Raw genomic sequence first — 24,094 nt, 5'->3', positions numbered from 1 at the left:
TCAGCGCCTCCGCGAAGGGCCGCGGCCCTCGATCGTCCGGGACGGGCCGTCGGGCCCCTGGGTGGCTGGGGGTGCCTCGGCCGGGCGCTGCTCGCTCGTCCCGGGCTCGTGGCCGGCCGGGGTGTCGGTGCCCTCCCGGCCGTCGGGCAGCCGCCGTCCGGCAGGCTCGGGCGCGTCCGGGTGCGAGGCCGCGGCACCCGCCTTCTCCGCCGGGCTGTCCGCGGCGGCGACGCGGGCGTCGGCCGCCTCCTGCCCGGGGGTCTCCCCCGTGGTCCCGGACGGCCGCACCGTCTCGCGGGGTTCCCCGGTGTCGGCCGGCTCCGGCTCGGGGCCGCGCATCGGCGGCGCCTGCTCACCGCGCTCGGCGGCCAGCCGCAGCCCGCGCAGGGTCGGCTCGTAGTTGCCCGGCGCGTCGACGGCCGCGGCCGCGGCTGCGGCGTCCGGGTACTGGGAGAAGCCGGCCAGCTGGCGCTCGATCCCGCGGAAGTCCGTCAGCGGTGCGCCGCGGGTCGGCAGCGGCTTCTCGCCGCGGCGCAGCGCCGCGACGAGCTCGCGGGCGCTGTCGACGTCCTGCTGGTCGTAGAACTCGTAGTCCACGGTGACAACCGGCGCGTAGTCGCAGGCGGCGAGGCACTCGGCGTGCTCGAGGGTGATCGAGCCGTCGGCGGCGGTCTCGTCGTGGTGGACGCCGAGGTCCGCCGACAGGGCGTCCATGATCCGCTGGCCGCCCAGGACGGCGCACAGCGTGTTGGTGCAGACGCTGACCAGGTGCCGTCCGGTCGGCCGGCGCTTGTACATCGTGTAGAAGGTCGCGACCGCGCCGACCTCGGCCTTGGTCAGCCCGAGCTCCTCCGCGCACAGCGCGACGCCCTCGGGGCTGACGTAGCCCTGGTAGCTCTGCACCAGGTGCAGCATCGGCAGCAGCGCCGACCGGGCGACCGGGTAGCGGGCGATGATCTCCCGCGCCTCGGTCCGGGCCTGCTCGGTCAGCGGCGGCAGGTCCAGCGGTGCAGGCTCGACCGGCGTGGAGTCCAGGCCGGTCACAGCAGTTGCCTCGGGAGATCCCGGCAGCGCGCTCATCTGTCCACTCCCCCCATCACGGGGTCGATCGAGGCGATCGCGGCGATGACGTCGGCGATCATGCCGCCCTCGCTCATCGCCGCCGTGGCCTGCAGGTTCACGAAGCTGGGGTCGCGCACGTGGACGCGCCACGGACGGGTGCTCCCGTCGCTGACCACGTGGTAGCCGAGCTCCCCGCGGGGCGACTCGATCGGCACGTAGACCTGGCCGGCCGGCACCCGGAAGCCCTCGGTGACCAGCTTGAAGTGGTGGATCAGGGCCTCCATCGACTGGCCCATGATGTGCCGCACGTGGTCGAGGGAGTTACCCATGCCGTCGGGGCCGAGGCTCAGCTGCGCGGGCCAGGCGATCTTCTTGTCCTCGACCATCACCGGTCCGGGCTCGAGCCGGTCCAGCGCCTGCTCGATGAGCTTCAGCGACTCGTTCACCTCGGCCATGCGCACCAGGTAGCGGCCCCAGGCGTCGCAGGTGTCCGCCGTCGGCACCTCGAAGTCGTAGCTGTCGTAGCCGAGGTAGGGCTCCACCTTGCGCAGGTCCCAGGCCAGGCCGGTGGCGCGCAGGACGGGCCCGGTGATGCCGAGCGCGACGCAGCCGGTGAGGTCGAGGTACCCGGCGTCCTTCAGGCGGTTCTGCCAGATCGGCTGGCCGGTGAGCAGCCGGTGGAAGTCCGCGACCCGCTTGGGCATGACCTCGAGGAATTCGCGGATGTGCTCGACCGAGCCTTCGGGCAGGTCCTGCGCCAGCCCGCCGGGGCGGATGTAGGCGTGGTTCATCCGCAGCCCGGTGATCTCCTCCAGCAGGTCGAGGACCATCTCGCGCTCGCGGAAGCCGTTGGTCATGCCCGTGAGGGCGCCCATCTCCATGCCGAAGGTGGCGAGCGCGACCAGGTGCGAGGCGATCCGGTTGAGCTCCATCACCAGCACGCGGATGGTGGCGGCGCGCTGCGGGATGTCGATGCCGAGCAGCTTCTCGACGGCCATGCAGTAGCCGGCCTCGTTGAACAGCGGGGCCAGGTAGTCCATCCGCGTCACGAAGGTCGTGCCCTGCACCCAGTTGCGGTACTCGGTGTTCTTCTCGATGCCGGTGTGCAGGTAGCCGATGACCACCCGGGCCTTGGTCACCGTCTCGCCCTCGAGGTCGAGGACCAGCCGGAGCACGCCGTGGGTGGAGGGGTGCTGCGGTCCCATGTTGACGACGAGACGTTCCTCGCCGTGCGGGTCGGCCCCCAGCGTGAGGTCCCAGTCCCCACCGGTGACGGTGTAGACGCGGCCCTCGGTGGTCTCCCGCGAGCCGGCGTAGGGGTCGCTCGGGTTGTACGTGGTGCTCATCGGTAGGCCCCTCTCACCGGTAGGCCCGACGCGTGTCCGGCGGCGGGATGGTCGCGTCGTGGTACTCCACCGGGATCCCGCCCAGCGGGTAGTCCTTCCGCTGGGGGTGGCCGTCCCAGTCGTCGGGCATGAGGATCCGGGTCAGCGCCGGGTGGCCGTCGAAGACGATGCCGAACATGTCCCACGTCTCGCGCTCGTGCCAGTCCGCCGTCGGGTAGATCCCGGTGACCGACGGGACGTGCGGGTCCTCCGCGCTCACCGCCACCTCCAGCCGGATGCGGCGCCGGTAGGTCATCGACGTCAGGTGGTAGACGGCGTGCAGCCGCGGCCGGCCGGGAGCCACGGCCGGGCCACCGCTGTCGAGGTAGTCGACGCCGGAGACGCTGCTGCACAGCTCGAAGCGCAGCGCCTCGTCGTCGCGGAGGGGCTGCACCAGGGTGAGCAGGTGCTCGCGGGCGACGAAGTAGGTGATCTCGCCCCGGTCGACCAGCACCCGCTGGACGGCGGCGGCGTAGGTAGCCTCCCCCACCGCCTCGATCAGCGCGTCGGTGACCTCGTCGAAGTACCCGCCGTAGGGGCGCTCGGTGGAGTGCAGCGCCACCGCCCCGCCGGGCTCGACGCGCACCAGCCCGCCGAAGCCGGAGGTGTCGCCGCTGCCGCTGACGCCGAAGGCGCCCTTGCGGAAGCCGCCCGAGGGCGCCGTGCTGTCGTCGTACCCGGCCTCCTCGCGACCCGGGACGACCTCACCGCCGTCGTTGCTCATCGCTGCGCCCCGCTCATCGCCGGTCACCCGCGCCCGGCAGCAGCACCGCGTTGCCCTCGCGCTGCTCCATGAGGAACTGACCGGTGCGGCCCTCGGCGGCGGCCTGCTCGTAGGCACGGCGGGCGGCCTTGTCGACGCGGACCGTGGAGGGCATCTCGACGTGCAGCTCCTTGGCCGTGCCGTCCCGGCGGGCCTCCCGCTGCTGGCGGGCGCGCTTGTCGCCGAGCGGCTCGTGCTGGATCTTGTGGTGCAGCTTGAGGATCGCGTCCATCAGCATCTCCGGCCGCGGCGGGCAGCCGGGCAGGTACATGTCCACGGGGACGACGTGGTCGACGCCCTGGACGATCGCGTAGTTGTTGAACATGCCGCCGGAGCTGGCGCACACGCCCATCGCCAGCACCCAGCGCGGCTCGGGCATCTGGTCGTAGATCTGGCGCAGGACCGGCGCCATCTTCTGGCTCACCCGGCCGGCGACGATCATCAGGTCGGCCTGCCGCGGCGAGGCGCGGAAGACCTCCATCCCGAACCGGGCCAGGTCGTACCGGCCGGCCCCCGAGGCCATCATCTCGATGGCGCAGCAGGCCAGGCCGAAGGTCGCGGGCCACAGCGACGACTTGCGGGTCCAGTTGACCAGCTTCTCCACGCTGGTCAGCAGGACCCCGCTGGGGATCTTCTCCTCGAGTCCCATCAGGTGCTCCCTGTCAGTCCCACTCGAGCCCGCCGCGCCGCCACTCGTAGGCGAAGGCGAGGAAGACGGTGCCGATGAAGACGACCATCGCGACCAGACCCCACACACCCAGCGCGTCGTTCGCGACGGCCCAGGGGTAGAGGAAGACGATCTCGATGTCGAAGACGATGAACAACATCGCGGTCAGGTAGTACTTGACCGGGAAGCGGCCGCCGGTGAGCGGCTGGTCCACCGGTTCGATGCCGCACTCGTAGGCGGCCAGCTTGGCGCTGTTGTAGCGGCGCGGCCCCACGAACGGGGCGACGGCGACCGAGAACAGCGCGAACCCCGCGGCGAGCACGAACAGCCCGACGATCGGTACGTAGGTCGACAGCATCATCGCCACCCTAGGGTGATGCCGGTCACGCAGAGGTCACGCTTGGGCCACGGAGCGTCCGTGTCGGGTCGACATATCGTCACAGCAGCCACCTCACGTCGCCGGCGTCAGTCGGAGGAGCACGGTGAGCGCGCGGTCGACCGCGTCGCCGTCCCGGCCGTCGGTCAGGTTGCCGAGCACCCGTAGCGCCGCGTCGGCCAGCGCGGGCCGGCGCAGCCCCCGGCCGGCGAGGAGCCGGACGACGGACGGGCGGGTCAGGAGCGCCAGGAAGCCCAGACCGAGACGGTGGTGGCGGCCCAGCTCGGCGCGCAGCTGCTCGGGGTAGCGCTGCAGCACCGCCTCGCGCGCGGCACCGGCGGGTGCCCTGAGCGCGGCGACGGCGGCCTCGGCGGCCATCCGACCGCTCTCCACGGCGTAGCTGATGCCCTCACCGTTGCAGGGGTTCACCGTCCCGGCGGCGTCGCCGGCGAGCAGCAGCCCGCGCGTGTAGGCGGGGCCCCGGCTCAAGGCCATCGGCAGGCCCGCGCCGCGCAGCGGGCTGACCGCGTCGTCCTCCCCCAGCCCGTCCTCGGCCGGGAAGGTGTCCAGCCATCGCCGCAGCACCATCCGGCGGTCGGCGCCGGTGCCGCGGCGGGTGTCGAGCAGGCCGTACCCCACGTTCGCCGTGCCGTCGCCCATGCCGAAGATCCACCCGTAGCCGGGCATCGCGTCGCGGGGAGGGCCCTGTGCCGTGAGGTCGAAGGCGATGTCGAGGTACTGGTCGTCGCTGCGCCGGCTGCGCGCGTAGCGCCGCAGGGCGACCCCGAGCGGCCGGTCGGTGCGGCGCAGCAGGCCGAGGCTCTTGGCCAGGCGCCCGGACAGCCCCTCCGCGGAGACCACCAGCGGAGCGCGCCAGGTGACCGGCTCGCCGTCCTTGCCGGCTTCGCCCCGGACGCCGACCACCCGGCCGGCGTCGTCGACGAGCGGCTCGGTGACCGTCGTACCGGTGAACAGCCGGGCGCCGGCGCGCACGGCGTGGTCGGCCAGCAGCGCGTCCAGCTCGCGGCGGGTGCGGACCAGGCCGTGGTCGGGCCAGGAGTCCAGCCGTGGCCAGTCGATCTCGGCCACCCGGCCGCCGCCGTGCACCCGCAGCCCGCGGCGACGCACCCAGCCGGGGGTGGCGGTGTCGACGCCCATGTCGTGCAGGGCCTTCACCCCGCGGGGGGTCAGCCCGTCGCCGCAGACCTTCTCGCGCGGGAACTCGGCCTTCTCGAGGACCGCCACGTCGACCCCCGTGGAGGCGAGATGCCAGGCGGCGGCAGAGCCGGCCGGCCCGGCACCGACCACGACGACGTCGGCCGCGTGCTCGATCGAGGCCTGCGCCACGTCGCCACCTCCGGTCCGTCGCCCGAGTCCGGTCCACCTTGTGAAAAGGTTCACAAGGTCGGTCGGTCCGAGTCTAGGCCGCCGTGTGATCTACCCGACAGTCCCCCCTCGGTCCAATGCGGCCAGCACCTCGTCGTCGGGGGTGTCGGAGAAGTGCTCGTAGGCCTGCCCGACCGAGCGGAAGGCGGTGGGCGCCTGCAGGCACACCACCTCGTCGACGGCGCCGACCAGCGCTTCGACCGCCCCGGGCGCGCCGACCGGGACGGCGACGGTGATCCGCGCGGGACCGCTCCGCCGCACCGCTCGGACGGCGACGCGCATGGTGGCCCCGGTGGCCAGGCCGTCGTCGACGAGGAGGACGTGGCGGCCGGAGATCGCGGGGGCAGGGCGCGGGCCGCGGTAGGCCGCGGTGCGCCGGCGCAGCTCGGCCAGCTCCCGGTCGTGGACCGCGGACACGGCTGCCGGGTCGGGCGCGGCACGGTCGAGGACGCTGCTCACCCACACCGCCTCGACGGCGTCGCCGACCGACGCGATGGCGCCCATCGCCAGCTCGGGGTGCCCGGGGACGCCGAGCTTGCGGACGACGAGGACGTCGAGCTGCGCACCGAGGGCGGCGGCCACCTCGGCGGCGACCACCACTCCCCCGCGCGGCAGACCCAGCACGAGGGCGCCGCTGCCCGCCCGCTCGCCGAGCGCAGCGGCGAGCGCCCTGCCGGCGTCCCGCCGGTCGGCGTAGCGGGCGGGCGTCACGGTGCTGTCAGACCACCGGCACGGGGTCCGACTCGGGACGCGGGGTACCCGGGTCGTCGGGGTCGGGCTTCGGGATGGGATCCGGCAGTGGCTCGACGGGGTCCGCCGGCGAGGAGCCGGGATCCTGGGGCTGCGGCGTCGGAGAACTGGTCATGGTCCGACGCTAGACCTGCTCCAGGGGGTGCCGCAGACCCGCGGCCACCACATCCGGTGCAGCCGGGAGCCCGTCAGAACGGCGGTGGTTCGTCCGGCCCGGCCGGTGGTGGAGGGGGTGCCGGCCGCGCCGGTTGCCCGGTGAGGTCGCGGAGCCCCGGCGGCCGGGTCGTGCGGGTGATCCCGCCGGGGGTGGTGACCCGCAGGACACCGTGCTCGGTGAGCACGAACCGCCATCCGCGGACGAACGTCTTGAGCCGGTGGTGGCGCCGGCAGAGGCAGCACAGGTTGCTGCAGTCGGTCGGCCCGCCGTCACCGTAGGCGGTGACGTGGTCGAGGTCGGTGCGACCGACCGGCTGGCCGCAGCCAGGATGGCGGCACCCGCGGTCCCGCTGCCGCTGGAACCTCCGCTGCGCAGCGTTGGGGGTGTAGCCGTCCACAGCCGGCGGCGGGCCCAGCACCGGGCAGCCGCACCCGGCCGTGCCACCGGCTGCCTCCGGGTGCTCGCCGCAGCTCTGCCGGGCGATGCGGGCCAGCTCTCCGCGGCCGGCCGTGGCCAGCAGTGCCCCGGACCCGTCGGTCACCGCCACCTCCAGCGACCCCCCGGCCGGCGCCTGCAGGCCACCGGGGCAGAGTGCGTCCAGCTGAACGAGCAGCTCCCGCACGTGCGCGGCGGTGATCGGCTGACCGGCCACCTCCCCCGGCGGGCCGGCGCCCGGCCCCAGCGACGCCAGTGGGCTCACCACCGTCAGGTGCGCGGTGACCGGCGGGCGGGTGGTGTCCCACGGCCGCAGGATCAGGTCGGCGACCACCCCGGCCCGCAGCTGCCCGATCGGCCGCGGGTCGCCGTCGGCCTTCGCCATCTGCGCCAGTTGGTCCACCGTCGACCAGCACGCCGCCGCCAGCGGCGCCGGCAGCTCCGTGCTGAACTCGGCCATCCCGTCGCCGGTCGGGTACAGACGCACCTGCGCGGCCCGCTCCGCCTCGGCCCGCCGCACCTCGGAGGCGTCGGCATCCACCGCCAGCACCTCGCGGGTGAGCGCCGCCCGCAACCGCCGGAGCGACAACCCGGGCGCAGAAGGCAGCACCCGCGGCGCGACCTGCTCGGCGACCCCGTCGGCGGTCGGACCCAGCACGTCGACGAACACCTGCCCCCGCGGCCGGTCCAGCGTCTCGTCGGCCATCGCCGCCCACACGCACGGCAGCCGCTCCACCAAGATCCAGGAATCCCCGGCCAGCCGGTCGGCCGCAACGCTCGAGGTGTTGCAGACCACCGCGAGCTCCTCGACGAAGAACTCGCTCGCCCCGGGGACCGGCGACGACGAGGAGGCGCTGTGGCCCGGCTCCCCCGACCGCGGGTCGTCGGCCTCCGGCCGCTGCCCGGCCAGCGTCACCACCAGCGCCGCCTCGTAGGCCGCCAGCGCCGCCTTCAGCTGCTGGACCCGCTCCAGTTCCAGCGACAGCTCGGCGTCCGGCATCGACGCGAGCGGCAGCGCCTCGGCCAGCCGCGCCGGCCCACCGCCGGCGGCCGGGCCGCGCGGGACCACCGTCAGGTCCACGCCCCATCCCTCGAACACACCGCCACGCTAGCGCCGGGGTACGACGGTTCCAGGTCGCTGACCAGGGACGACGCAGCGCCGCGGTCAGGCGGGCTTGCGGCCCCGGTGCAGCGCCACGATCCCGCCGGTCAGGTTCTGCCAGGCGACGTCGGCCCAGCCGGCGTCCTGCAGCCGGCCGGCGAGCGCGGCCTGGCCGGGCCAGGCGCGGATCGACTCGGCGAGGTAGACGTAGGCCTCCGGGTTGCTGCTCACCGTTCGGGCGATGCGGGGCAGCGCCTTCATCAGGTACTCGGTGTAGACGGTGCGGAACGGCGACCAGGTGGGGCTGGAAAACTCGCAGACCACCAGCGTCCCGCCGGGCTTCGTCACCCGCGAGAACTCCCGCAGCGCGGCGTCCGGGTCGGCCACGTTCCGCAGGCCGAAGGAGATGACGACGCCGTCGACGCTCTCGTCGGCCAGCGGCAGCGCCATCGCGTCACCGGCCACCTTGGGCACCGGGCGCGACGCCCCGGCGCGCAGCATCCCCTGCGAGAAGTCGCAGGCGATGGCGTGCACGCCACCGGCGGCGAGCTCGACGGTCGAGACGGCGGTACCGGCCGCGACGTCGAGCACGGTCTGCCCGGGCCGGGCCCCCAGCGCCTCCCGGGTGGCCCGCCGCCAGCCGGCGTCGAGGCCGCCGGAGAGCACCGTGTTGGTGACGTCGTAGCGCTCGGCGACCCGGTCGAACATGGCCGCGACGTCGGCCGGTCGCTTGTCCAGCCCGGCTCGCAGTCCGGCGGTGTGCGGGGGGTCTCGCCGGTCTGCCACGGCGTCGACGCTACAAGGGCTCCTACTCTGATCACGTGACTGCCGCCGCCCTCACCTCCCCGGCAGCGGCGTCGCGCACCGTCACGACGGTCCGGTCGGACGCGGCCGCCGAGCTGCTCGACCTGCTCCCCGCCTGCGGCGGGCTGTCCTGGGTCCGCCACGGCGAGGGCCTGGTGGGCTGGGGCGAGGCGGCGCGGCTGGAGGTCTCCGGCCCCCGCGCGCTGGCCGACGCCGCCGAGTGGTGGGACGACTACGCCGCCGGGCTGGACGTCGCCGACGAGCTGGGCGTGCCCGGCACCGGGCCGGTCCTCTTCGCCAGCATCGCCTTCGACCCCGTCCGCGGGACGTCGGTCTTCGTCGTCCCCGAGGTGGTGGCGGGACGGCGGGACGGCGTCGGCTGGATCACCGCCATCGGGGTCGCGCCGGAGCTGCCGGCGACGGTCCCGGCCGCCGACGGCCCGGCTCCCCGGCTGCGCTACGCCGACGGCGCGCTCGACCCCGCCAGCTGGTGCGCCGCCGTGTCCGCCGCCGTGGCCCGCATCGACGCCGGCGACCTGGAGAAGGTGGTGCTCGCCCGCGACCTCCTGGTCTCCGCCGACGCCCCGCTCGACCCGCGGCGGATGCTGCGCCGGTTGGCCGCCCGCTTCCCGGGCTGCTGGACGTTCGCCGTCGACGGCCTGCTGGGCGCCACCCCGGAGCTGCTGCTGCGCCGCACCGGGAGGCGGCTGTCCTCCCGCGTGCTGGCCGGGACCGCGCCGCGCGGGGCCGGCGCCGAGGACGAGCGGCTGGCGGCGGCGCTGCTGGACTCGGAGAAGGACCGCGGCGAGCACGCGCTCGCCGTCGACTCCCTGGTGCGCGCGCTGCAGCCGTACTGCCGGGAGCTGACGGCGCCGGCCGAGCCCGAGCTGCTCACCCTGGCGAACGTCCGGCACCTGGCCACCGACGTCGTCGGCACCCAGCGCGGCTCCGCCGGCCTGCTCGAGCTGGTCGGCGCGGTGCACCCGACGGCCGCCGTGTGCGGCACCCCGACGCCGGACGCCGCCGCGCTGATCCGCGAGCTCGAGGGCATGGACCGCGGCCGGTACGCCGGGCCGGTCGGCTGGCTGGACGCGACCGGCGACGGCGAGTTCGGACTGGCGTTGCGCTGCGCCGAGCTGGTCGGAGACGACGGCGCGCGGCTCTTCGCCGGCTGCGGCATCGTCGCCGGCTCCGACCCCGCCGCCGAGCTGGCCGAGACCCAGTCGAAGTTCGCCGCGTTCCAGGCGGCCCTCGAGGGCTGACGGAGTGCCGGTGGACTCCGGACCGTTCGACGGCGCCACGATCCGGGCGCGCGGACGGGAGGTCCCGTCCACCCTGCTCGGCCCGGGCTGGGTGCTCGGGCTCAGCGCGGATCCGCGGCGCCGGGCCCTCCGCTGCGTCGATCGGTCGGGGGCCGGTCGAGCAGCAGATCGGCGGCGCGGGCGACGACCTCGGCCCGGGTACGGCGGCCGTGGTCCGCGACGAGGAAGTGCTCGCCGATCGCGACGCAGAAGGCGATCAGGCTGCGGGCCTCGACCTCGTCGGGGTCGGAGCAGAAGGACCCGATCATCTCGCGCAGCAGCGCCATGCGCCGGTTGTCCACGCGGCGCAGGCGCTCGGCGACCGCCTGGTCCCGCCGCGCCCAGTCGCGGACCGCGAGGTCGATGGGCAACAGGCGGTCGTCGGAGAAGGTGAGCACGCCCGCGCGCTGGATCTTGTCCCTCGGGTCGCCACCCCCGGCCTCGACGGTCTCGATCACCTCGTCGGTGCTCTCGCGCTCCCAGGCGTCGAGCATCGCGTCGAGCAGTGCGTCGCGGTCGGCGAACGACCCGTAGAACCCGCCCTTCGTGACGCCGAGCCGCTTGGCCAGACCCTCGATGCGGACGGCGTCCGGCCCACCGGCGGCCAACGCACGCAGGCCCTCCTCGATCCACTTCTCGCGTGGCGTCTTCATCGCCGAAGATCTCACCTTCTGGGGTATACGCACCCGTATAAATGGGCTAGCCTCGCTCTATACGCAACCGTACATTCCACTGGAGGTCCTGCCATGGGTCCCGCTTCCGTGACGAGCGCCGTGGGGACCGACGACGTCCCTGCCGCCGTCCTCGCGCTGAGTTCCTTCCCCGCCATCGACTACGCCGACCTCTTCGCTCTGACCACCGACCTCCAGGCCACGCCGGAGGAGTGGGCCCGGGCGATGTTCGGCGACGTCCCGGACCTCGCCCAGCAGTTCATCTGGCACGTGCTCCTGCGCCTGCAGCTCCACGGAGGACGGTCGCCCGACACCGTCGCCGGGTGGCGGATCGGCGACCGCGACGACGACTGGATCCGGCTCGAGGCGGGTTCCCCGTTGCTGACCGGCAACCTCGTGGTCCGCGCCGCCGAGGGGCGGGTGTCGCTCGCCACCTTCGTGCGCTACGACCGCCCCGTGGGGCGGGGAGTGTGGCTGCTGCTGTCGGCCGTGCACCGCCGCCTGGTTCCCCGGGTGCTGCGGGAGGCGGAGGGCCGCCTGCGCTCCTCGCCCTAGGAGGCGAGCGCCGCCGCGGCGGCCGCCCGGAGCTCGGCCGCCAGCGCGGCCTCGGCGCGCTGGTCGGTGCCGACGACGACGATCCGCGGCCCGCCCTGCGCCAGCGCGGCCGGCAGCTCCTCCGGCGTCGACACCCGTGACGCCGCCCAGCCCAGCGACTCCGCCACCGCCACCAGGTCCCGGCCGTGCGGCGTGCCGAACACCCGGCGGTAGTCGCGGGCGTGCCGGTCCTGCCCCGGCTCGAGCTGGGCGAAGATGCCGCCGCCGTCGTTGTCGGGGACGACCACGGTGAGATCCGGCCGGGGCTCGCCGTCGCCCACCAGCAGCCCGGTCAGGTCGTGCAGGAACGTCAGGTCGCCCATCAGCGCGAACGCCGGGCCGCCGTGCACCAGCGCCGCACCCACCGCCGTGGAGATCGTGCCGTCGATCCCCGCGACCCCGCGGTTGGCCAGCACGGAGACGTCGGCACGCGGCACGGCCAGCCGGTCGACGTCGCGCACCGGGGTCGAGGAGCCGAGGACCAGCAGCGCACCGGCGGGCAGGGCGGCGACGACGTCGCGGGCCAGCCGGGCGGCGGTCAGCGCCAGTGCGCCGTCGAGCACCGCGTCGACGGCAGCCCCCACCCGTCCGGCGGCCGCGGACCAGGCGGCGGCCCACTCGGCGTCGACGGGATCATCGGGCTCGGCCCCGGCGAACAGCCGCGCGACCCGGCTGCTCGACCGGCCGGCGTCGGCCCACCGCGGGGACGCGCTGACCGTCTCCACCGCGACGGCGGGGTCGGCCAGCAGGGCGCTGACCGGCCGGGAGAGCGTCGGCCGCCCCACCACCACGACCCGCTCGGGCCGGTGCGCGGCCAGCCAGCCGGGCGCCCCGAGCGCCAGCACGCCACCGCGCACGCTGCCCGGCAGGCCCCAGAACGCGCTGCTCGGCTCGGCGACGACGGGCCAGGCGGAGCCCTCCGACAGCGCCGGCGCGGCGTGCAGCGGCCCGTCGCCGGCGATCACCAGCGTCCGCGGCGGCAGCCGGTGCGCCTGCGCCGCCCAGCCGGCCGACGGCTCGGCCGCCGTCCACGGTCGCCCGCCGGGGCGGCCCGCCCAGGGCGCCGGCAGCTCGGCCGGGGGCTCCTCCTCGGGCAGCAGCGGCTCGCGCAGCGCCAGGTTCAGCTGCACCGGCCCGGGGTCGGCCGACAGCGTGCCCGCGGCGATGGTCAGCGCCTTGGCCACCACCGACCGCCAGTAGCGGTTCTGCGCCTCCTCGCGCCCCGCCTCGGGCACCCCGACGTCGGCCGCCCAGCGCGCGGCCGCCCCGTACAGGCCGGCCTGCTCGATCGTCTGGTTCGCGCCCGTGGCCCGCAGCTCGGGCGGCCGGTCGGCGGTCAGCGCCAGCAGCGGCACCCCGCTCGCGTCGGCCTCCAGCACGGCGGCGTGCAGGTGCGCGGTCGCCGTCCCGGAGGTGGTGAGCACCGGGACCGGGCGACCGGAGGCCTTCGCCAGCCCGAGGGCGAGGAACGCCGCGGTCCGCTCGTCGATCCGCACGTGCAGCCGCAGCCGGCCGGCCCGCTCGGCCGCGACCAGGGCCAGCGCCACCGGAGCCGACCGGGAGCCGGGCGAGAGGACGGCGTCGGTGACTCCGCCGCGCACCAGCTCGTCGACCAGCACGCGGGCGAACGCGGTGGACGGGTTCACGCGGCCCGCACCTCGGCGACCCGCGCCAGCCAGCGGCCGGTGGTCCCCGGACCCGCGGCCACCGCGGCGAGCCGGTCGGGCTCCCGCCGGACGACCGGCAGCGCGCCGTCGACCGGCAGCAGCGGAGCACCGCTGACGTCGTCGGCGAGCAGCGCGACCGTGGCCAGCCCGCAGGCGAACGGCAGCTCCGGCAGGGCGGCCGCCAGCGCGACCCCGGCGGCGATCCCGACCGAGGACTCCAGCGCCGAGGAGACGACGCACGGCAGGCCGTGCGCCTCGGCGACCCGCAGCGCCGCCCGCACCCCGCCCAGCGGCTGCACCTTGAGGACGACGACGTCGCAGGCCTCGCTCAGGTCGACCCGCAGCGGGTCGTCGGCCCGGCGCACCACCTCGTCGGCGGCGATGCGCACGTCGATCCGGCGGCGCAGCGCGGCCAGCTCGGCCAGGGACGCGCACGGCTGCTCGACGTACTCCAGGCCGACCCGGTCCAGCTCGCGGATGCGGGCGACGGCGGTGTCGACGTCCCAGGCGGCGTTCGCGTCCACCCGGATGGCGCCGGAGGGGCCGAGGGCGTCGCGCACCGCCGCCACCCGCGCCAGGTCGTCGGCCGCGCTCTGCCCGGGCTCGGCGACCTTCACCTTCGCCGTCCGGCAGCCGGAGGCGCGGACGATCGCGTGCGCCCGCTCCGGCCCGACCGCGGGGACCGTGACGTTCACCGGCACCGCGTCGCGCACCGGCGCCGGCCAGCCGTCGACGGCCGATTCCACCGCCGAGGCCCACCAGCGGCGGCTCTCCGCGGCGTCGTAGTCCCAGAACGGGGAGAACTCCCCCCAGCCGGCCGGGCCGCGCAGCAGCACGCCGTCGCGGACGTCGATGCCGCGGAACCGGGTGCGCATGGGCACCTCGTAGACCGCCAGCTCGGTGATCCCCGCCGGCAGGGCGGCGGCGGGGGCGGCGGTCATGCGGATCAGCGTAGTTCGGCAGGGTCGTAGGCTTGCGCGTCGTGGCGGGATCGGGAGGGGGCGGCGCAGCACGGCGGCTCACCCTCGTGCCCGCGGCCCACCTCGCCGACGCCGACCTGCGCGCCGCCCTCGACGGCGGACGCCCGCTCGCCGTGCTGCCGGCCGGCCCGCCCGCGGTGGTCGACGCGGCCCGGGCGCTGCTGCGTCCCGACGAGCCGCTGGAGCCCGGCACCGACCTCGTCGTCGTCACCTCCGGCTCGACCGGGAGCGGCCGGGGGGTGCTGCTGCCCGCGGCGGCCCTGCGGGCGTCGGCGGCCGCCACGCACGACCGGCTGGGCGGCCCCGGCAGCTGGCTGCTCGCCCTGCCGGTGTCGGCGATCGCCGGGCTCCAGGTGCTCTGCCGCGCGGCGCTGGCCGGGCGGCCGGCGACCCGGCTGGAGTCCGGGGAGACGCTGACCGGTGCCGTCGCCCGCATGCCGGCCGGCGGCCGCCGCTACACCTCGATGGTCCCCACCCAGCTGCGCCGGGCCCTCGACGCCGAGCCCGGCGCCCTCCGCGCCTTCGACGCGGTCCTCGTCGGCGGAGCCGCTGCGGACCCGGCGCTGCTGGACCGGGCCCGCGCCGAGGGGGTCGCCGTCGTCACCACGTACGGGATGACCGAGACCGCCGGCGGCTGCGTCTACGACGGCCGGCCGCTGGACGGCGTCGGTGTGCGCGTCACCGACGGCGGGATCGATCTCGCCGGGCCCACGCTGGCCCTCGGTTACCGCGGCGATCCGCAGGCGACCGCCGCGGCGTTCGCCGACGGCTGGTTCCGCACCCGCGACGCCGGCGCCCTGGCCGCCGACGGCCGGCTCACCGTGCACGGCCGGCTGGACGACGTCGTCATCACCGGCGGGGTCAACGTGGCGCCCACCGCGGTCGAGGCGGCGCTGCGCGAGCACCCCGACGTCGCCGACGCCGTGGTCCTGGGCCGCCCTGACCCGGAGTGGGGGCAGCGCGTCGTCGCCGCCGTCGTCCCCTCCCCCGGCGCAACCCCCGACCTCGCCGCGCTGCGGCCGTGGGTGAGCGAGCGGCTGGGCGCGCCGGCCGCCCCCCGGGAGCTGCACCTCGTCGCCGCCGTCCCCCTCCTGCACACCGGCAAGCCCGACCGCCGCGCGGTCGCCGCCTCGATCCCCCAGGGAGCGCACTGACCATGGCCACCCCCGCCCAGTGGCTGGCCGGCGCCCGCCCGCGCACGCTCCCCGCGGCGCTCGCCCCGGTGCTCGTGGGCACCGGGGCGGCCGTCGCCCTCGACGGTTTCCGCCCCGGCCCGGCGGTGCTCGCGCTGCTGGTCGCCCTGGCGCTGCAGGTGGCGGTCAACTACGCCAACGACTACTCCGACGGCACGCGCGGCACCGACGCCGACCGGGTAGGCCCGATGCGGCTGGTCGGCTCGGGCGCGGCCTCCCCGCGGCAGGTGCTGGGAGCGGCGCTGCTGGCCTTCGCCGTCGCCGGTGTGGCCGGGCTGGCGCTGGCGGCGCTGTCCAGCTGGTGGCTGGTCGCGGTGGGCGCCGTGTGCATGGCCGCCGCGTGGACCTACACCGGCGGCCCGCTGCCGTACGGCTACCGGGCCCTCGGCGAGGTCTTCGTCTTCGTCTTCTTCGGGCCGGTGGCCGTCGTCGGGACGACGTTCGTGCAGACCGGCACCCTGCCGGGGCTGGCCTTCGCGGTGTCGGTTCCGATCGGGCTGCTCATCGTGGCGATCCTGGTGGTGAACAACCTGCGCGACATCGCGGGCGACGAGCAGGTGGGCAAGCGCACCCTCGCGGTGCTGCTGGGCGACCGCGCCACCCGCCTCGCGTTCGCGGCGCTGCTGGTCGTGCCGTTCCTCGGGATCGCCGCCGTCGGCGTCACCCGGCCGTGGGCGCTGCTCGCCCTGGCCGCCGCGCCGCTGGCGCTGTCCCCGATCCGGACCGTCCTCGCCGGGGCCCGCGGGCCCGCGCTGATCGCGGTGCTGCAGGCGACCGGCCTGCTCACCCTCGTCACCGGCGTGCTGCTGGCCGCCGGGCTCGCCCTGTCCTGAGCGGCTACTGCGCGCCGTCGCCGCTCAGCCGGTTGCGCAGGTCCTCCTTGGCCGCGCGCCGGGCGAGGCTGCGGGCGGCGAGCGCCTCGGTCAGCCGCTCGCGCGACGGGCGCAGGAGCAGGTAGGACACCGGCATCGACAGCAGCAGCCCGAACAGCAGACCGGGGAAGCTGCCCAGGCCGGCCCACCAGAGGATCAGCACCAGCGCGGCGGCGATCGCGAACCGGCCGATCGTGTAGACGAGCAGCCAGGGCAGCACCTTCGGCGGGGTTGCGGTGCCCCCCGCCGGGCTCACCGGTGTGCTGCCGGTCGGGTTCTGCTCAGCCATGACGGCCCTCCCACTTGGTCGAGAGAACGACCGTCGTCCTCGTGCGTGCGACCCCTCTGATCCGGTTCAACGCATCGATGGCCGCTTCGAGTGCCGGGATGTCGGTCACGCGCACCTTGAGCACGTACCCCTCGCTGCCGGCGACCCGCCAGCAGTCCTCCACCTCGGGGATCTCGCGCAGGCCCGCCTCGAGCCCGGTGTCGTCGACCGCGTCGCTCTCGATCACGCTCACCAGCGCGGTGACGTGCAGACCCACCGCCGGAGGGTCGACGACGGCGGTGTAGCCGGTGATCACGCCGGCGGTCTCCAGCTTGCCCACCCGCTCGTGCACGGCCGGCGAGGACAGCCCGACCTGCCGCGCGAGCTCGGCGTAGCTGGCCCGGCCGTTGGCGCGCAGCAGCTCGACGAGCTGCTGGTCGACGGCGTCGATGGGAGTGCTCCGTCCTGCCCCGGAACGGGGATCGTCCGATTTCTCGGCACCGAGTATCGCCGCGGACGTACGCTGGGTGCCGACGAGGGGGTGGGCCCGTGTTGTTCCTGGTGGTTCTCGTAGTGGCAGTGGTTGTCGTGGGCCTGGTGGTGCGCGCCGCGGCCAACGCCGACCCGGAGGGGCGTCCGCGTCCCGAGCGACGTCCGCAGCAGCCGCGTGGCCCGGTGCGCTTCGTCGCCCCGGACGACGACCCGGAGTTCCTGCGCGAGCTCGAGCGCCGGGCGCGCCGGGACGACGGCTCCCCGGCCTGACGCCGCCCGCGGGCGACCTGGGCTCAGGCCGCCCGCGCGGCTCCGAACAACCGGCGCCAGCCGCGGCGCGGGCGCGCCGGCGTGCTCCCGTCGGGCTCGGCGCCCGGCGTCGCGCCGTCGGCGTCCCCGGGCCAACCCAGTCCGCCGCCCTGACGGTCGGGATCACCCGGCCAGCCGAGGTCGCCCTCCTCCGCGGCACCCTGCGGGCTCCCGCGGTGCGCACCGGGGACGTCGGCCGCCCGGCCGGCGAGCGCGGCCTCGACGAGCGGGTGCGATGCCGCCCCGTCGGCCGCCGTGTGCCTACCCACGCCGCATCTCCCGGCGGGCCCGTGCGCTGCTGGTCAGCTCCATGAGGGCATGGAAGCACGCAGGCCCGGCCCCGGTCACCGCTCCGCGCCGCGTCGCTCCCCGGACGGGGGAGGACGGTCGGCTCAGTCGAGCCCGCCGTAGCTGTGCAGGCCGGTCGAGACCATGTTCACGTAGAGCAGGTTGAACAGCACGACGGCGAAGCCCACCACGTTGATCCAGGCCGCCGGCCGGCCGCGCCACCCCGCCGTCGTCCGGGCGTGCAGGTAGGCGGCGTAGACGACCCAGGAGATGAACATCCAGGTCTCCTTGGGGTCCCAGCCCCAGAACCGGCCCCAGGCGCTCTCCGCCCAGATCGCGCCGGCGATCATGGCGAAGGTGTAGATCGGGAAGCCGAAGACGGCGGTGCGGTGCGCCACCCGGTCCAGCCCCGCGGCGGACGGCAGCCGGTCGATCAGGCCGCCGCCGGACCCGGGCTCGCCGGCGGTGCGGCGGGTGCGGACGAGGAACAGCGCGCTGGCGATGCCGCTCACCAGGAAGATCCCGGACCCCAGGATGGCGCTGGACACGTGGATGCCCAGCCAGCTCGACCGCAGGGCGGCGACCAGCGGCCCGGCCTCGGTGTAGAGGAACAGGCCGATGCCGACCATCGCGAGGATCACCGGGCCGAGCACGAAGACGCCGATGTGCCGCAGCGAGGGCTGCCGGACGGCCAGCACGAAGTAGGCGACCACGGCGACCAGAACGACGGCCGTGGCGAACTCGTACATGTTGCCCCAGGGCAGCCGGTCGGTGGCCATGCCGCGGGTGACGAGGACGCCGGCGTGCGCGACCGCGCCCAGCGCGGTGAGCGCCATGCCGAGCAGACCCCAGCGGGTGCCCTGCGCCGTCTCCGGCGCCTCCTGCCCGGCCGGGGGCGTGGGAGCTCCCGGGCCCCCGCCGACCCCGGCGAGCTCGCGGCTGCGCACGCTCCGCCGGCCGAAGGCCAGCTGGGCGCAGAAGGCGAGCAGCGCGACCGAGTAGAGCGCGACGCTCACGGAGAAGAGGTTGTCGGACAGCTCGGCCAGCGAGGAGTCAATCACGCGGGGGGACCTCCGGTTCGGGTGCGGTGGGGGCGGCGTCCGGGGCGTCCAGCGCGTCCCGCAGGTCGTCGGACAGGATGGCGAACCGGGAGCCGCTCTCGCCGCCGCCCCGCGTCAGCGAGGCGAGCGTGAGCACGGTACCGCCGCCGTCCCGGGCGGGTTCGGCCCGGGCGAAGACGCGCTCCCGGCGCAGCAGGAGCATGCCGAGCAGCCCGGCGAGCAGGGTGATCGAGGAGCCCAGCACCCACACCTGCCCGGGGTCGTGGGAGAACTGCATGGCGGCGAACTCCTTGACCCCGCTGAAGGTGATCCGGGTGCCGTCGGGCAGGTCCAGGGACTCGCCCACAGCGAGGTTCGCCGCGCCCACCTCGGTGAGCCGGCCGCGCTCGATCTGGCTCCGGTCGATCGAGTACACCGACTGCGGCAGCCCGGAGTCCAGGCCCAGGTAGCCCTGGTAGGCGAAGATCGCGACCTGCGGGGCCAGCGGCCGGGGGTCGACCGAGGTCAGCAGGCCGCCCTGGACCAGGCCGGTCGGCGCGAAGAAGCCCTCCAGCGCCAGCTGCTCCTCCTGCCCCGGGATGTCGGGCAGCTTGAGCGCGCCCTCGCTGGCCATCATCTGCGGATCGCTGGGCAGGAACGGGACGGTCAGGTCGGTGAACGTAGTGCCGTCGGGCACGGTGACGGTGAAGGTCGGGCTGAAGCCGTGGCCGGTCACGTAGACCCGGTCGCCGTCGACCCGCAGGGGGTCGTTGACCCCGATGGTGGTCGCCCGCCCCTCGGCGGAGGGCGCGCCGTAGCGGATGTCGGCGGTGAACGAGGCCGCGGTGAGGTTCTCCTCGTACTCGGCCCGGAACTGCTCGAGGTCGACGCAGAGCGCGCTGAGGTCGCCGCTGTCGACCAGCGGACCCGCGGAGTAGGTGTCGTACTGCTGGAACGCGTTGCAGAAGCCCTGGCCCTCGGTGACCAGGATGCTGCCCTCGTAGCCCCAGAGCTTCCCGCCGGCCAGGCCGAGCAGCAGGGCGAGCAGGGAGAGGTGGAAGACCAGGTTGCCGGTCTCCTTGAGGTGCCCCTTCTCCGCCGAGAGCTCGGGGCCGCGGGCCCCGTCGCGGCGAACGACCCGGTAGCGCCGCACCCGCAGCTCCTCCTCGACGACGTCGAGGGCGGCCGCGTCGCCCAGCGGGCTGCGCAGCTCCCCGGAGTCGGGCAGCCGCAGCAGGTTCCGCGGCACGGGGGGCGGCGGGGTGCGCAGCGCGCGGGCGTGCTCCAGGGCCCGGGGCACCACGCAGCCGATCAGCGAGATGAACAGCAGCAGGTACACCGCGGCGAACCACGGCGAGCTGAAGACGTCGAACAGGTACAGGTCGTCGAGGACCGGGGCCAGCGTCGGGTGGTCGGCGAAGTACTGCCGCACGTTGTTCTGCGACAGCGACCGCTGCGGCAGCAGCGAGCCGGGCACCGCCGCCAGGGCGAGCAGGAACAGCAGGATGATCGCCGTCCGCATCGCGGTCAGCCGCCGCCACCAGCGCAGCAGCAGCCCGCCGAGCCGGGACCCCGCGGAGGAGCCGTCCGGAGGCATCGGCGTCGCCGGCCGCGGAGGTGCCTCGACGCTCACAGCGAGGTCTCCGCCAGTCCGTTGGCCGCGAGCCAGGACCGCAGCCAGCCCATCATCTCGGTCCAGGCACCGGTGAGCAGGAGCAGCCCGATGACGACCAGGACGACGCCGCCGATCCGGGTCACCAGCGCCGCGTGCCGGCGCAGGAACGTCGTCGCCCCGACCGCCCAGCGGGCGCCGAGCGCGACCAGCACGAAGGGCACCCCCAGGCCCAGGCAGTACGCGACGCCCAGCACCGCGCCCCGCCCCGCCGAGGCCTCGCTGACCGACAGCGAGTAGACCGCGCCGAGCGTGGGCCCCAGGCAGGGCGTCCAGCCCACCCCGAACACGACGCCCAGCAGCGGGGCGCCGGCCAGACCGGCCGCGGGGCGGACGGAGAGCTTCTTGGTGCGTTGCAGCAGCGGCAGCCAGCCGAGGAAGGCGAGCCCCACGACCACGGTGATCAGCCCGAAGACGACGTCGACGGTGCGCGCGTACTGGAGCGCCAGCCGGCCCAGGCCGCCGAACGCCGTCGCGAAGGCGATGAAGACCGCGCTGAAGCCCAGCACGAAGAGCAGCGCGCCGAGGACCATCCGGCCGCGGGGGGCGCGCTCGTCGGCCGGCGCACGCACCGCCGTCGCGGTGCTGCCCGCGCCGCCCGGGGCCGGGACCGCCGGTGCGGGCGCGGGTGCGCGCGTGCCGCTGCCGACGAGCCCGGTGACGTAGGACAGGTAGCCGGGCACCAGCGGCAGCACGCAGGGCGAGGCGAAGCTGATCAGCCCGACGAGCGCGGCCACGCCCGCCGCCACGAGCAGCGGGCCGTCGGTCACCAGGCCGGCGAAGGTCTCCCCCACGGTCAGACCTCTTCCGCCAGCAGCAGGTCGAGGGTGCTGCGCAGGTCCTCCTGCGACACCTCGGCGGTGAAGACGGCGGCCACGCGGCCCTCCCGGTCCAGCACGATGGTCGACGGGATCGCCGTCGCCGGGTAGTCGCGGAAGGCCAGGGCCACCTCGCCGCGCGGGTCGTGGATCGAGGGGAACTCGATGTCGAAGCGCTCGACGAAGGCCAGCGCGAACTGGTCGTCGGTCTCCTTCACGTTCAGCCCGAGGAACTGCACGCCCTCGTCCCGCACGTCGGCGTAGACCTCCTGGAACTCCGGCGTCTCGACCCGGCAGGGCGCGCACCACGAGCCCCAGAAGTTGAGCACCGCGATGTCGCCGGCGAGCTCGGCGGAGGAGAACTCCCCCCCGCCGAGCAGCGTGCCGGAGAACTCCGGCGCCGAGGCCCGCTCGTCCTGCGGGATCACCTCACCGCGCGGGGTGCCGGCGACGAACCGGAACTCGCCGCCGTTGTTGACGTCCACCGCGTCGGTGCCGGTGGAGCACCCGGTGAGGAGCGCCGCCGCCAGGACGGCCGTGAGCACCCGTCTCATGCGCCCGGCACCGCGTCGGGGTCGGTGGCGCCGGCCGGCTCGGCGTAGGAGACGCCCACGAACCGGTCGTCCTCGTAGGCGATCGAGGTGACGCTGGCCAGCGAGCACTCGCGGCGGCGGGGGTCGTGGGCGAAGCGGCGGCCCTCGACGTGCAGGCGGGTGGTCCAGATGGGCAGCTGGTGGCTGACCAGCACGGCCTCGTGCCCGCGGGCGGCGTCGCGGGCGGCCTCGACGGCGGCGATCATGCGCGCGGCGATCTCGACGTACGGCTCGCCCCAGGAGGGCTGCATGGGGTTGCGCAGCTTCCACCAGTTGCGGGGCGCCCGGAAGACGCCGCCCCCGCGGCCGACGACCGTGCCCTCGAAGGCGTTGCCCGCCTCGATGATCCGCTCGTCGACGGCGACCTCCAGCCCGGTGGCCTCGGCCAGGGGGCGGCTGGTCTGACGGGCCCGCTCCAGGGGGCTGGACACCAGGTGCGTGACGTCGTGACCGCGGAACCACTCCGCGGCGGCGACCGCCATGGCCTCGCCGGCGGCCGACAGCCGGTAGCCGGGCAGCCGGCCGTAGAGCACGCCGCCGGGGTTGTGCACCTCGCCGTGCCGGAGCAGGTGGACGACGGTCGTCGTGCTCACGAGGACCGCTCGCTGTCCACCGCGCCGGTGCGGTGGGTCGCCACCTCGGCCGCGGCCCGCGCGGCGGCGGGCAGCGCCTCGAGCACCCGGTCCAGTGCCTCACCGGCGAGCTGGGCGTTGACGAACCACGCCTCGAACGCCGAGGGCGGCAGGTATACCCCGCGGGCGAGCAGCGCGTGGAAGAACGCGGTGTACCGGGAGACGTCCTGGGTGCGGGCGTCGTCGTAGTCGCGCACCTGGCGCTCGTCGGGCACGAAGAAGATCGAGAACATGTTGCCGGCCTGCTGCACCCGGTGCGGCACCCCGGCGGCGAACAGGGCTGCGCTGGCGGCGCCCCGCAGCACCGCGGAGACCTCGTCGCAGTGCGCGTAGACCTCGTCGGTGCAGTTCCGCAGGGTGGCCAGCCCGGCGGCGACGGCGACCGGGTTCCCCGACAGCGTGCCCGCCTGGTAGACCGGCCCGCTCGGCGCGAGGTGGTCCATGAGGTCGGCCCGGCCGCCGAAGGCCGCGGCCGGCAGCCCGCCGCCCATGACCTTGCCGAAGGTGAAGAGGTCGGCGTCGACGGGGTCGAGGCCGTACCAGCCCGAGCGCGAGACGCGGAAGCCGGTCATGACCTCGTCGAGGACCAGCAGGGCGCCGTGCGCGGCGGTGATCCGGCGCAGCTCGGCGTTGAAGCCGTCCAGCGGCGGCACGACGCCCATGTTCCCGGCGGCCGCCTCGCTGATGACGGCGGCGATCCGGTCGCCGCGGTCGGCGAAGACGGCCTCGACGGCGGCGACGTCGTTGTAGGGCAGCACGATCGTGTCGGCGGCCGCCCCGGTGGTGACGCCGGGGGTGTCCGGCAGCCCGAGCGTCGCCACCCCGGAGCCGGCCGAGGCGAGCAGCGCGTCGACGTGGCCGTGGTAGTTGCCGGCGAACTTGACCAGCAGCGGCCGCCCGGTGACCCCGCGCGCCAGCCGGACCGCCGAGAGCACCGCCTCGGTGCCGGAGTTGACCAGCCGCACCCGCTCCACGGGCGCCACCCGGGCGCGGATCTCCTCGGCGAGGTCGAGCTCGCCCTCGGTCGGGGCGCCGAACGACAGGCCCCGGCGGGCGGCGGTGGCCACCGCCTCGACGACGGCGGGGTGCGCGTGCCCGAGGATCATCGGGCCCCAGGAGCTGACCAGGTCGACGTAGCGCCGCCCGTCGGCGTCGGTGATCCACGGGCCGGAGCCCTCGACCATGAAGCGCGGCGTGCCGCCGACGGCGCGGAACGCGCGGACGGGCGAGTTCACCCCGCCCGGGGTGATCTCCTGCCCACGGGCGAAGAGGCCGGCCGAGACCGGGGCCTCGTAGGTGTAGGGCGAGCTGTCCAACGAGGTCACGTGCCCAGTGTCCCCTGTGTTCCCCGGGTCCGGTCGGAGGTATCGCGCACACCTGCCAGGAGCGCGGTCCGCAGCGCGGCCGGATCGCGGGTGGGCACCAGCACGGTGCGCCCGTCGATGAGCCGGAGCGGCAGCCCGGTGCGGCCGCGGGGCAGCGACCCGCCGCCGCCCAGCACCGGCGCGCCGGCGTCCACGCCCCGGTCCGCGTCGCGGAGCGCGGCGGCGTCGACCTCCCGCAGCGGCACCTGCTCGCGCCCGACGGCCAGCCCGTCGGCGTCCACCCGCACCGTCCAGACCCGCCGGGCCGCCAGGCAGCCCAGCGCGACGGCGCCCGGCGCCCCGACCAGCGCCACCACCCACAGCAGCGGGGGCAGGTCGGCGCCGGGCAGCACGAGGTCGCAGACGAGGACGAGCCCGAGGACCCCGGCGACCGCCCAGAACGGCCGCCAGGAGCCCCCGGGCTCGACGTACGGGTCCACCGTGCTGTCCCCC

The 24,094-nt window shown here is 75.6% G+C and carries 27 protein-coding genes; 5 read left to right on the top strand and 22 right to left on the bottom strand.

Features of this window, described 5'->3' with window-relative positions; all coding sequences use genetic code 11:
• The 9 genes from nuoE to O2W17_RS12440 all read right to left on the bottom strand — a co-directional run bounded on the left by nuoE (position 1) and on the right by O2W17_RS12440 (position 8,869).
• Positions 1-1,080, bottom strand: a complete 1,080-nt coding sequence (nuoE, locus tag O2W17_RS12480) for an NADH-quinone oxidoreductase subunit NuoE (RefSeq protein ID WP_269192759.1) — start codon at positions 1,078-1,080, stop codon at positions 1-3.
• Entirely contained in the window at positions 1,077-2,408 is a 1,332-nt protein-coding gene (locus tag O2W17_RS12475; protein WP_269192758.1) for an NADH-quinone oxidoreductase subunit D, read from the bottom strand. The genes nuoE and O2W17_RS12475 overlap by 4 nt, the downstream gene beginning before the upstream one ends.
• A 13-nt stretch (positions 2,409-2,421) precedes the next feature.
• Entirely contained in the window at positions 2,422-3,171 is a 750-nt protein-coding gene (locus O2W17_RS12470; RefSeq protein ID WP_269192757.1) for an NADH-quinone oxidoreductase subunit C, read from the bottom strand.
• 13 nt (positions 3,172-3,184) lie between these two features.
• Positions 3,185-3,859, bottom strand: a complete 675-nt coding sequence (locus O2W17_RS12465) for a NuoB/complex I 20 kDa subunit family protein (RefSeq protein WP_442864566.1) — start codon at positions 3,857-3,859, stop codon at positions 3,185-3,187.
• Positions 3,860-3,872: 13 nt separating this feature from the next.
• The gene (locus O2W17_RS12460) at positions 3,873-4,238 is read right to left on the bottom strand and encodes an NADH-quinone oxidoreductase subunit A (protein WP_442864565.1); all 366 of its coding nucleotides are present in this window, start codon (positions 4,236-4,238) and stop codon (positions 3,873-3,875) included.
• A 90-nt stretch (positions 4,239-4,328) separates the two neighbouring features.
• Positions 4,329-5,600, bottom strand: coding sequence for a geranylgeranyl reductase family protein (locus tag O2W17_RS12455; RefSeq protein ID WP_269192756.1), 1,272 nt, complete (start codon positions 5,598-5,600; stop codon positions 4,329-4,331).
• A 90-nt stretch (positions 5,601-5,690) separates the two neighbouring features.
• Positions 5,691-6,350 carry a phosphoribosyltransferase gene (locus tag O2W17_RS12450; RefSeq protein ID WP_269192755.1) on the bottom strand — a complete coding sequence of 220 codons (660 nt, stop codon included), beginning with the start codon at positions 6,348-6,350 and terminating at the stop codon, positions 5,691-5,693.
• Positions 6,351-6,577: 227 nt separating this feature from the next.
• A complete protein-coding gene (locus O2W17_RS12445) occupies positions 6,578-8,080 on the bottom strand; it encodes an HNH endonuclease signature motif containing protein (RefSeq protein WP_269192754.1) in 1,503 nt (500 codons plus the stop codon).
• 66 nt (positions 8,081-8,146) lie between these two features.
• Positions 8,147-8,869 carry a demethylmenaquinone methyltransferase gene (locus O2W17_RS12440; RefSeq protein ID WP_269192753.1) on the bottom strand — a complete coding sequence of 241 codons (723 nt, stop codon included), beginning with the start codon at positions 8,867-8,869 and terminating at the stop codon, positions 8,147-8,149.
• A gap of 35 nt (positions 8,870-8,904) precedes the next feature.
• Between O2W17_RS12440 and O2W17_RS12435 the strand changes: the two genes are divergently transcribed.
• Positions 8,905-10,149: an isochorismate synthase gene (locus O2W17_RS12435; protein ID WP_269192752.1), complete on the top strand. Its 1,245-nt coding sequence runs from the start codon at positions 8,905-8,907 to the stop codon at positions 10,147-10,149.
• A gap of 101 nt (positions 10,150-10,250) precedes the next feature.
• Here O2W17_RS12435 and O2W17_RS12430 read toward each other — a convergent pair whose 3' ends face one another.
• The gene (locus O2W17_RS12430; RefSeq protein WP_269192751.1) at positions 10,251-10,841 is read right to left on the bottom strand and encodes a TetR/AcrR family transcriptional regulator; all 591 of its coding nucleotides are present in this window, start codon (positions 10,839-10,841) and stop codon (positions 10,251-10,253) included.
• A 93-nt stretch (positions 10,842-10,934) separates the two neighbouring features.
• Here O2W17_RS12430 and O2W17_RS12425 point away from each other — a divergent pair, with 93 nt between their 5' ends.
• Positions 10,935-11,414 carry a hypothetical protein gene (locus tag O2W17_RS12425; protein WP_269192750.1) on the top strand — a complete coding sequence of 160 codons (480 nt, stop codon included), beginning with the start codon at positions 10,935-10,937 and terminating at the stop codon, positions 11,412-11,414.
• On the opposite strand, the gene menD is transcribed toward O2W17_RS12425, so the two are convergent.
• Complete coding sequence (menD, locus tag O2W17_RS12420; RefSeq protein WP_269192749.1) at positions 11,411-13,099, bottom strand: 2-succinyl-5-enolpyruvyl-6-hydroxy-3-cyclohexene-1-carboxylic-acid synthase; 1,689 nt, start codon at positions 13,097-13,099, stop codon at positions 11,411-11,413. The two genes, O2W17_RS12425 and menD, sit on opposite strands and share 4 nt — an antisense overlap.
• Positions 13,096-14,061, bottom strand: a complete 966-nt coding sequence (locus tag O2W17_RS12415; RefSeq protein ID WP_269192748.1) for an o-succinylbenzoate synthase — start codon at positions 14,059-14,061, stop codon at positions 13,096-13,098. Before O2W17_RS12415 ends, menD begins: the two co-directional genes overlap by 4 nt.
• Before the next feature lie 41 nt (positions 14,062-14,102).
• On the opposite strand from O2W17_RS12415, the gene menE reads away from it, so the two are divergent.
• Positions 14,103-15,254 carry an o-succinylbenzoate--CoA ligase gene (gene menE / locus O2W17_RS12410; RefSeq protein WP_269192747.1) on the top strand — a complete coding sequence of 384 codons (1,152 nt, stop codon included), beginning with the start codon at positions 14,103-14,105 and terminating at the stop codon, positions 15,252-15,254.
• 2 nt (positions 15,255-15,256) lie between these two features.
• Entirely contained in the window at positions 15,257-16,126 is an 870-nt protein-coding gene (locus tag O2W17_RS12405; RefSeq protein ID WP_269192746.1) for a 1,4-dihydroxy-2-naphthoate polyprenyltransferase, read from the top strand.
• A 4-nt stretch (positions 16,127-16,130) separates the two neighbouring features.
• Here O2W17_RS12405 and O2W17_RS12400 read toward each other — a convergent pair whose 3' ends face one another.
• On the bottom strand, positions 16,131-16,454 hold the full coding sequence (locus O2W17_RS12400) for a DUF4229 domain-containing protein (RefSeq protein WP_269192745.1): 324 nt from the start codon (positions 16,452-16,454) through the stop codon (positions 16,131-16,133).
• Positions 16,447-16,884, bottom strand: coding sequence for an Lrp/AsnC family transcriptional regulator (locus O2W17_RS12395; RefSeq protein WP_269193293.1), 438 nt, complete (start codon positions 16,882-16,884; stop codon positions 16,447-16,449). The genes O2W17_RS12400 and O2W17_RS12395 overlap by 8 nt, the downstream gene beginning before the upstream one ends.
• Positions 16,885-17,006: 122 nt before the next feature.
• Between O2W17_RS12395 and O2W17_RS12390 the strand changes: the two genes are divergently transcribed.
• Positions 17,007-17,195, top strand: coding sequence for a hypothetical protein (locus O2W17_RS12390; RefSeq protein WP_269192744.1), 189 nt, complete (start codon positions 17,007-17,009; stop codon positions 17,193-17,195).
• A gap of 23 nt (positions 17,196-17,218) precedes the next feature.
• Here the strand turns inward: O2W17_RS12390 and O2W17_RS12385 are convergent, their stop codons facing one another.
• The 8 genes from O2W17_RS12385 to O2W17_RS12350 all read right to left on the bottom strand — a co-directional run bounded on the left by O2W17_RS12385 (position 17,219) and on the right by O2W17_RS12350 (position 24,081).
• Positions 17,219-17,503 carry a hypothetical protein gene (locus tag O2W17_RS12385; RefSeq protein WP_269192743.1) on the bottom strand — a complete coding sequence of 95 codons (285 nt, stop codon included), beginning with the start codon at positions 17,501-17,503 and terminating at the stop codon, positions 17,219-17,221.
• 123 nt (positions 17,504-17,626) lie between these two features.
• Entirely contained in the window at positions 17,627-18,583 is a 957-nt protein-coding gene (gene ccsB / locus O2W17_RS12380) for a c-type cytochrome biogenesis protein CcsB (RefSeq protein ID WP_269192742.1), read from the bottom strand.
• The gene (resB, locus tag O2W17_RS12375) at positions 18,576-20,195 is read right to left on the bottom strand and encodes a cytochrome c biogenesis protein ResB (protein WP_269192741.1); all 1,620 of its coding nucleotides are present in this window, start codon (positions 20,193-20,195) and stop codon (positions 18,576-18,578) included. Before resB ends, ccsB begins: the two co-directional genes overlap by 8 nt.
• Positions 20,192-21,028: a cytochrome c biogenesis CcdA family protein gene (locus tag O2W17_RS12370; RefSeq protein WP_269192740.1), complete on the bottom strand. Its 837-nt coding sequence runs from the start codon at positions 21,026-21,028 to the stop codon at positions 20,192-20,194. Before O2W17_RS12370 ends, resB begins: the two co-directional genes overlap by 4 nt.
• 2 nt (positions 21,029-21,030) lie before the next feature.
• Entirely contained in the window at positions 21,031-21,606 is a 576-nt protein-coding gene (locus O2W17_RS12365) for a TlpA family protein disulfide reductase (RefSeq protein WP_269192739.1), read from the bottom strand.
• Positions 21,603-22,238 carry a histidine phosphatase family protein gene (locus O2W17_RS12360; protein ID WP_269192738.1) on the bottom strand — a complete coding sequence of 212 codons (636 nt, stop codon included), beginning with the start codon at positions 22,236-22,238 and terminating at the stop codon, positions 21,603-21,605. The genes O2W17_RS12365 and O2W17_RS12360 overlap by 4 nt, the downstream gene beginning before the upstream one ends.
• The gene (gene hemL, locus O2W17_RS12355; RefSeq protein ID WP_269192737.1) at positions 22,235-23,602 is read right to left on the bottom strand and encodes a glutamate-1-semialdehyde 2,1-aminomutase; all 1,368 of its coding nucleotides are present in this window, start codon (positions 23,600-23,602) and stop codon (positions 22,235-22,237) included. Before hemL ends, O2W17_RS12360 begins: the two co-directional genes overlap by 4 nt.
• Positions 23,599-24,081 (bottom strand): hypothetical protein, encoded by a 483-nt coding sequence (locus tag O2W17_RS12350; RefSeq protein WP_269192736.1) that lies wholly within the window; start codon positions 24,079-24,081, stop codon positions 23,599-23,601. The genes hemL and O2W17_RS12350 overlap by 4 nt, the downstream gene beginning before the upstream one ends.
• Positions 24,082-24,094: the final 13 nt, after the last annotated feature.

It is taken from the genome of Blastococcus sp. VKM Ac-2987, from assembly GCF_026967805.1.
In the GTDB taxonomy this organism is placed as follows: domain Bacteria; phylum Actinomycetota; class Actinomycetes; order Mycobacteriales; family Geodermatophilaceae; genus Blastococcus.
Note: the sequence above shows the minus strand (reverse complement) of the source record. Positions and strands in the feature narration are given on the sequence as shown.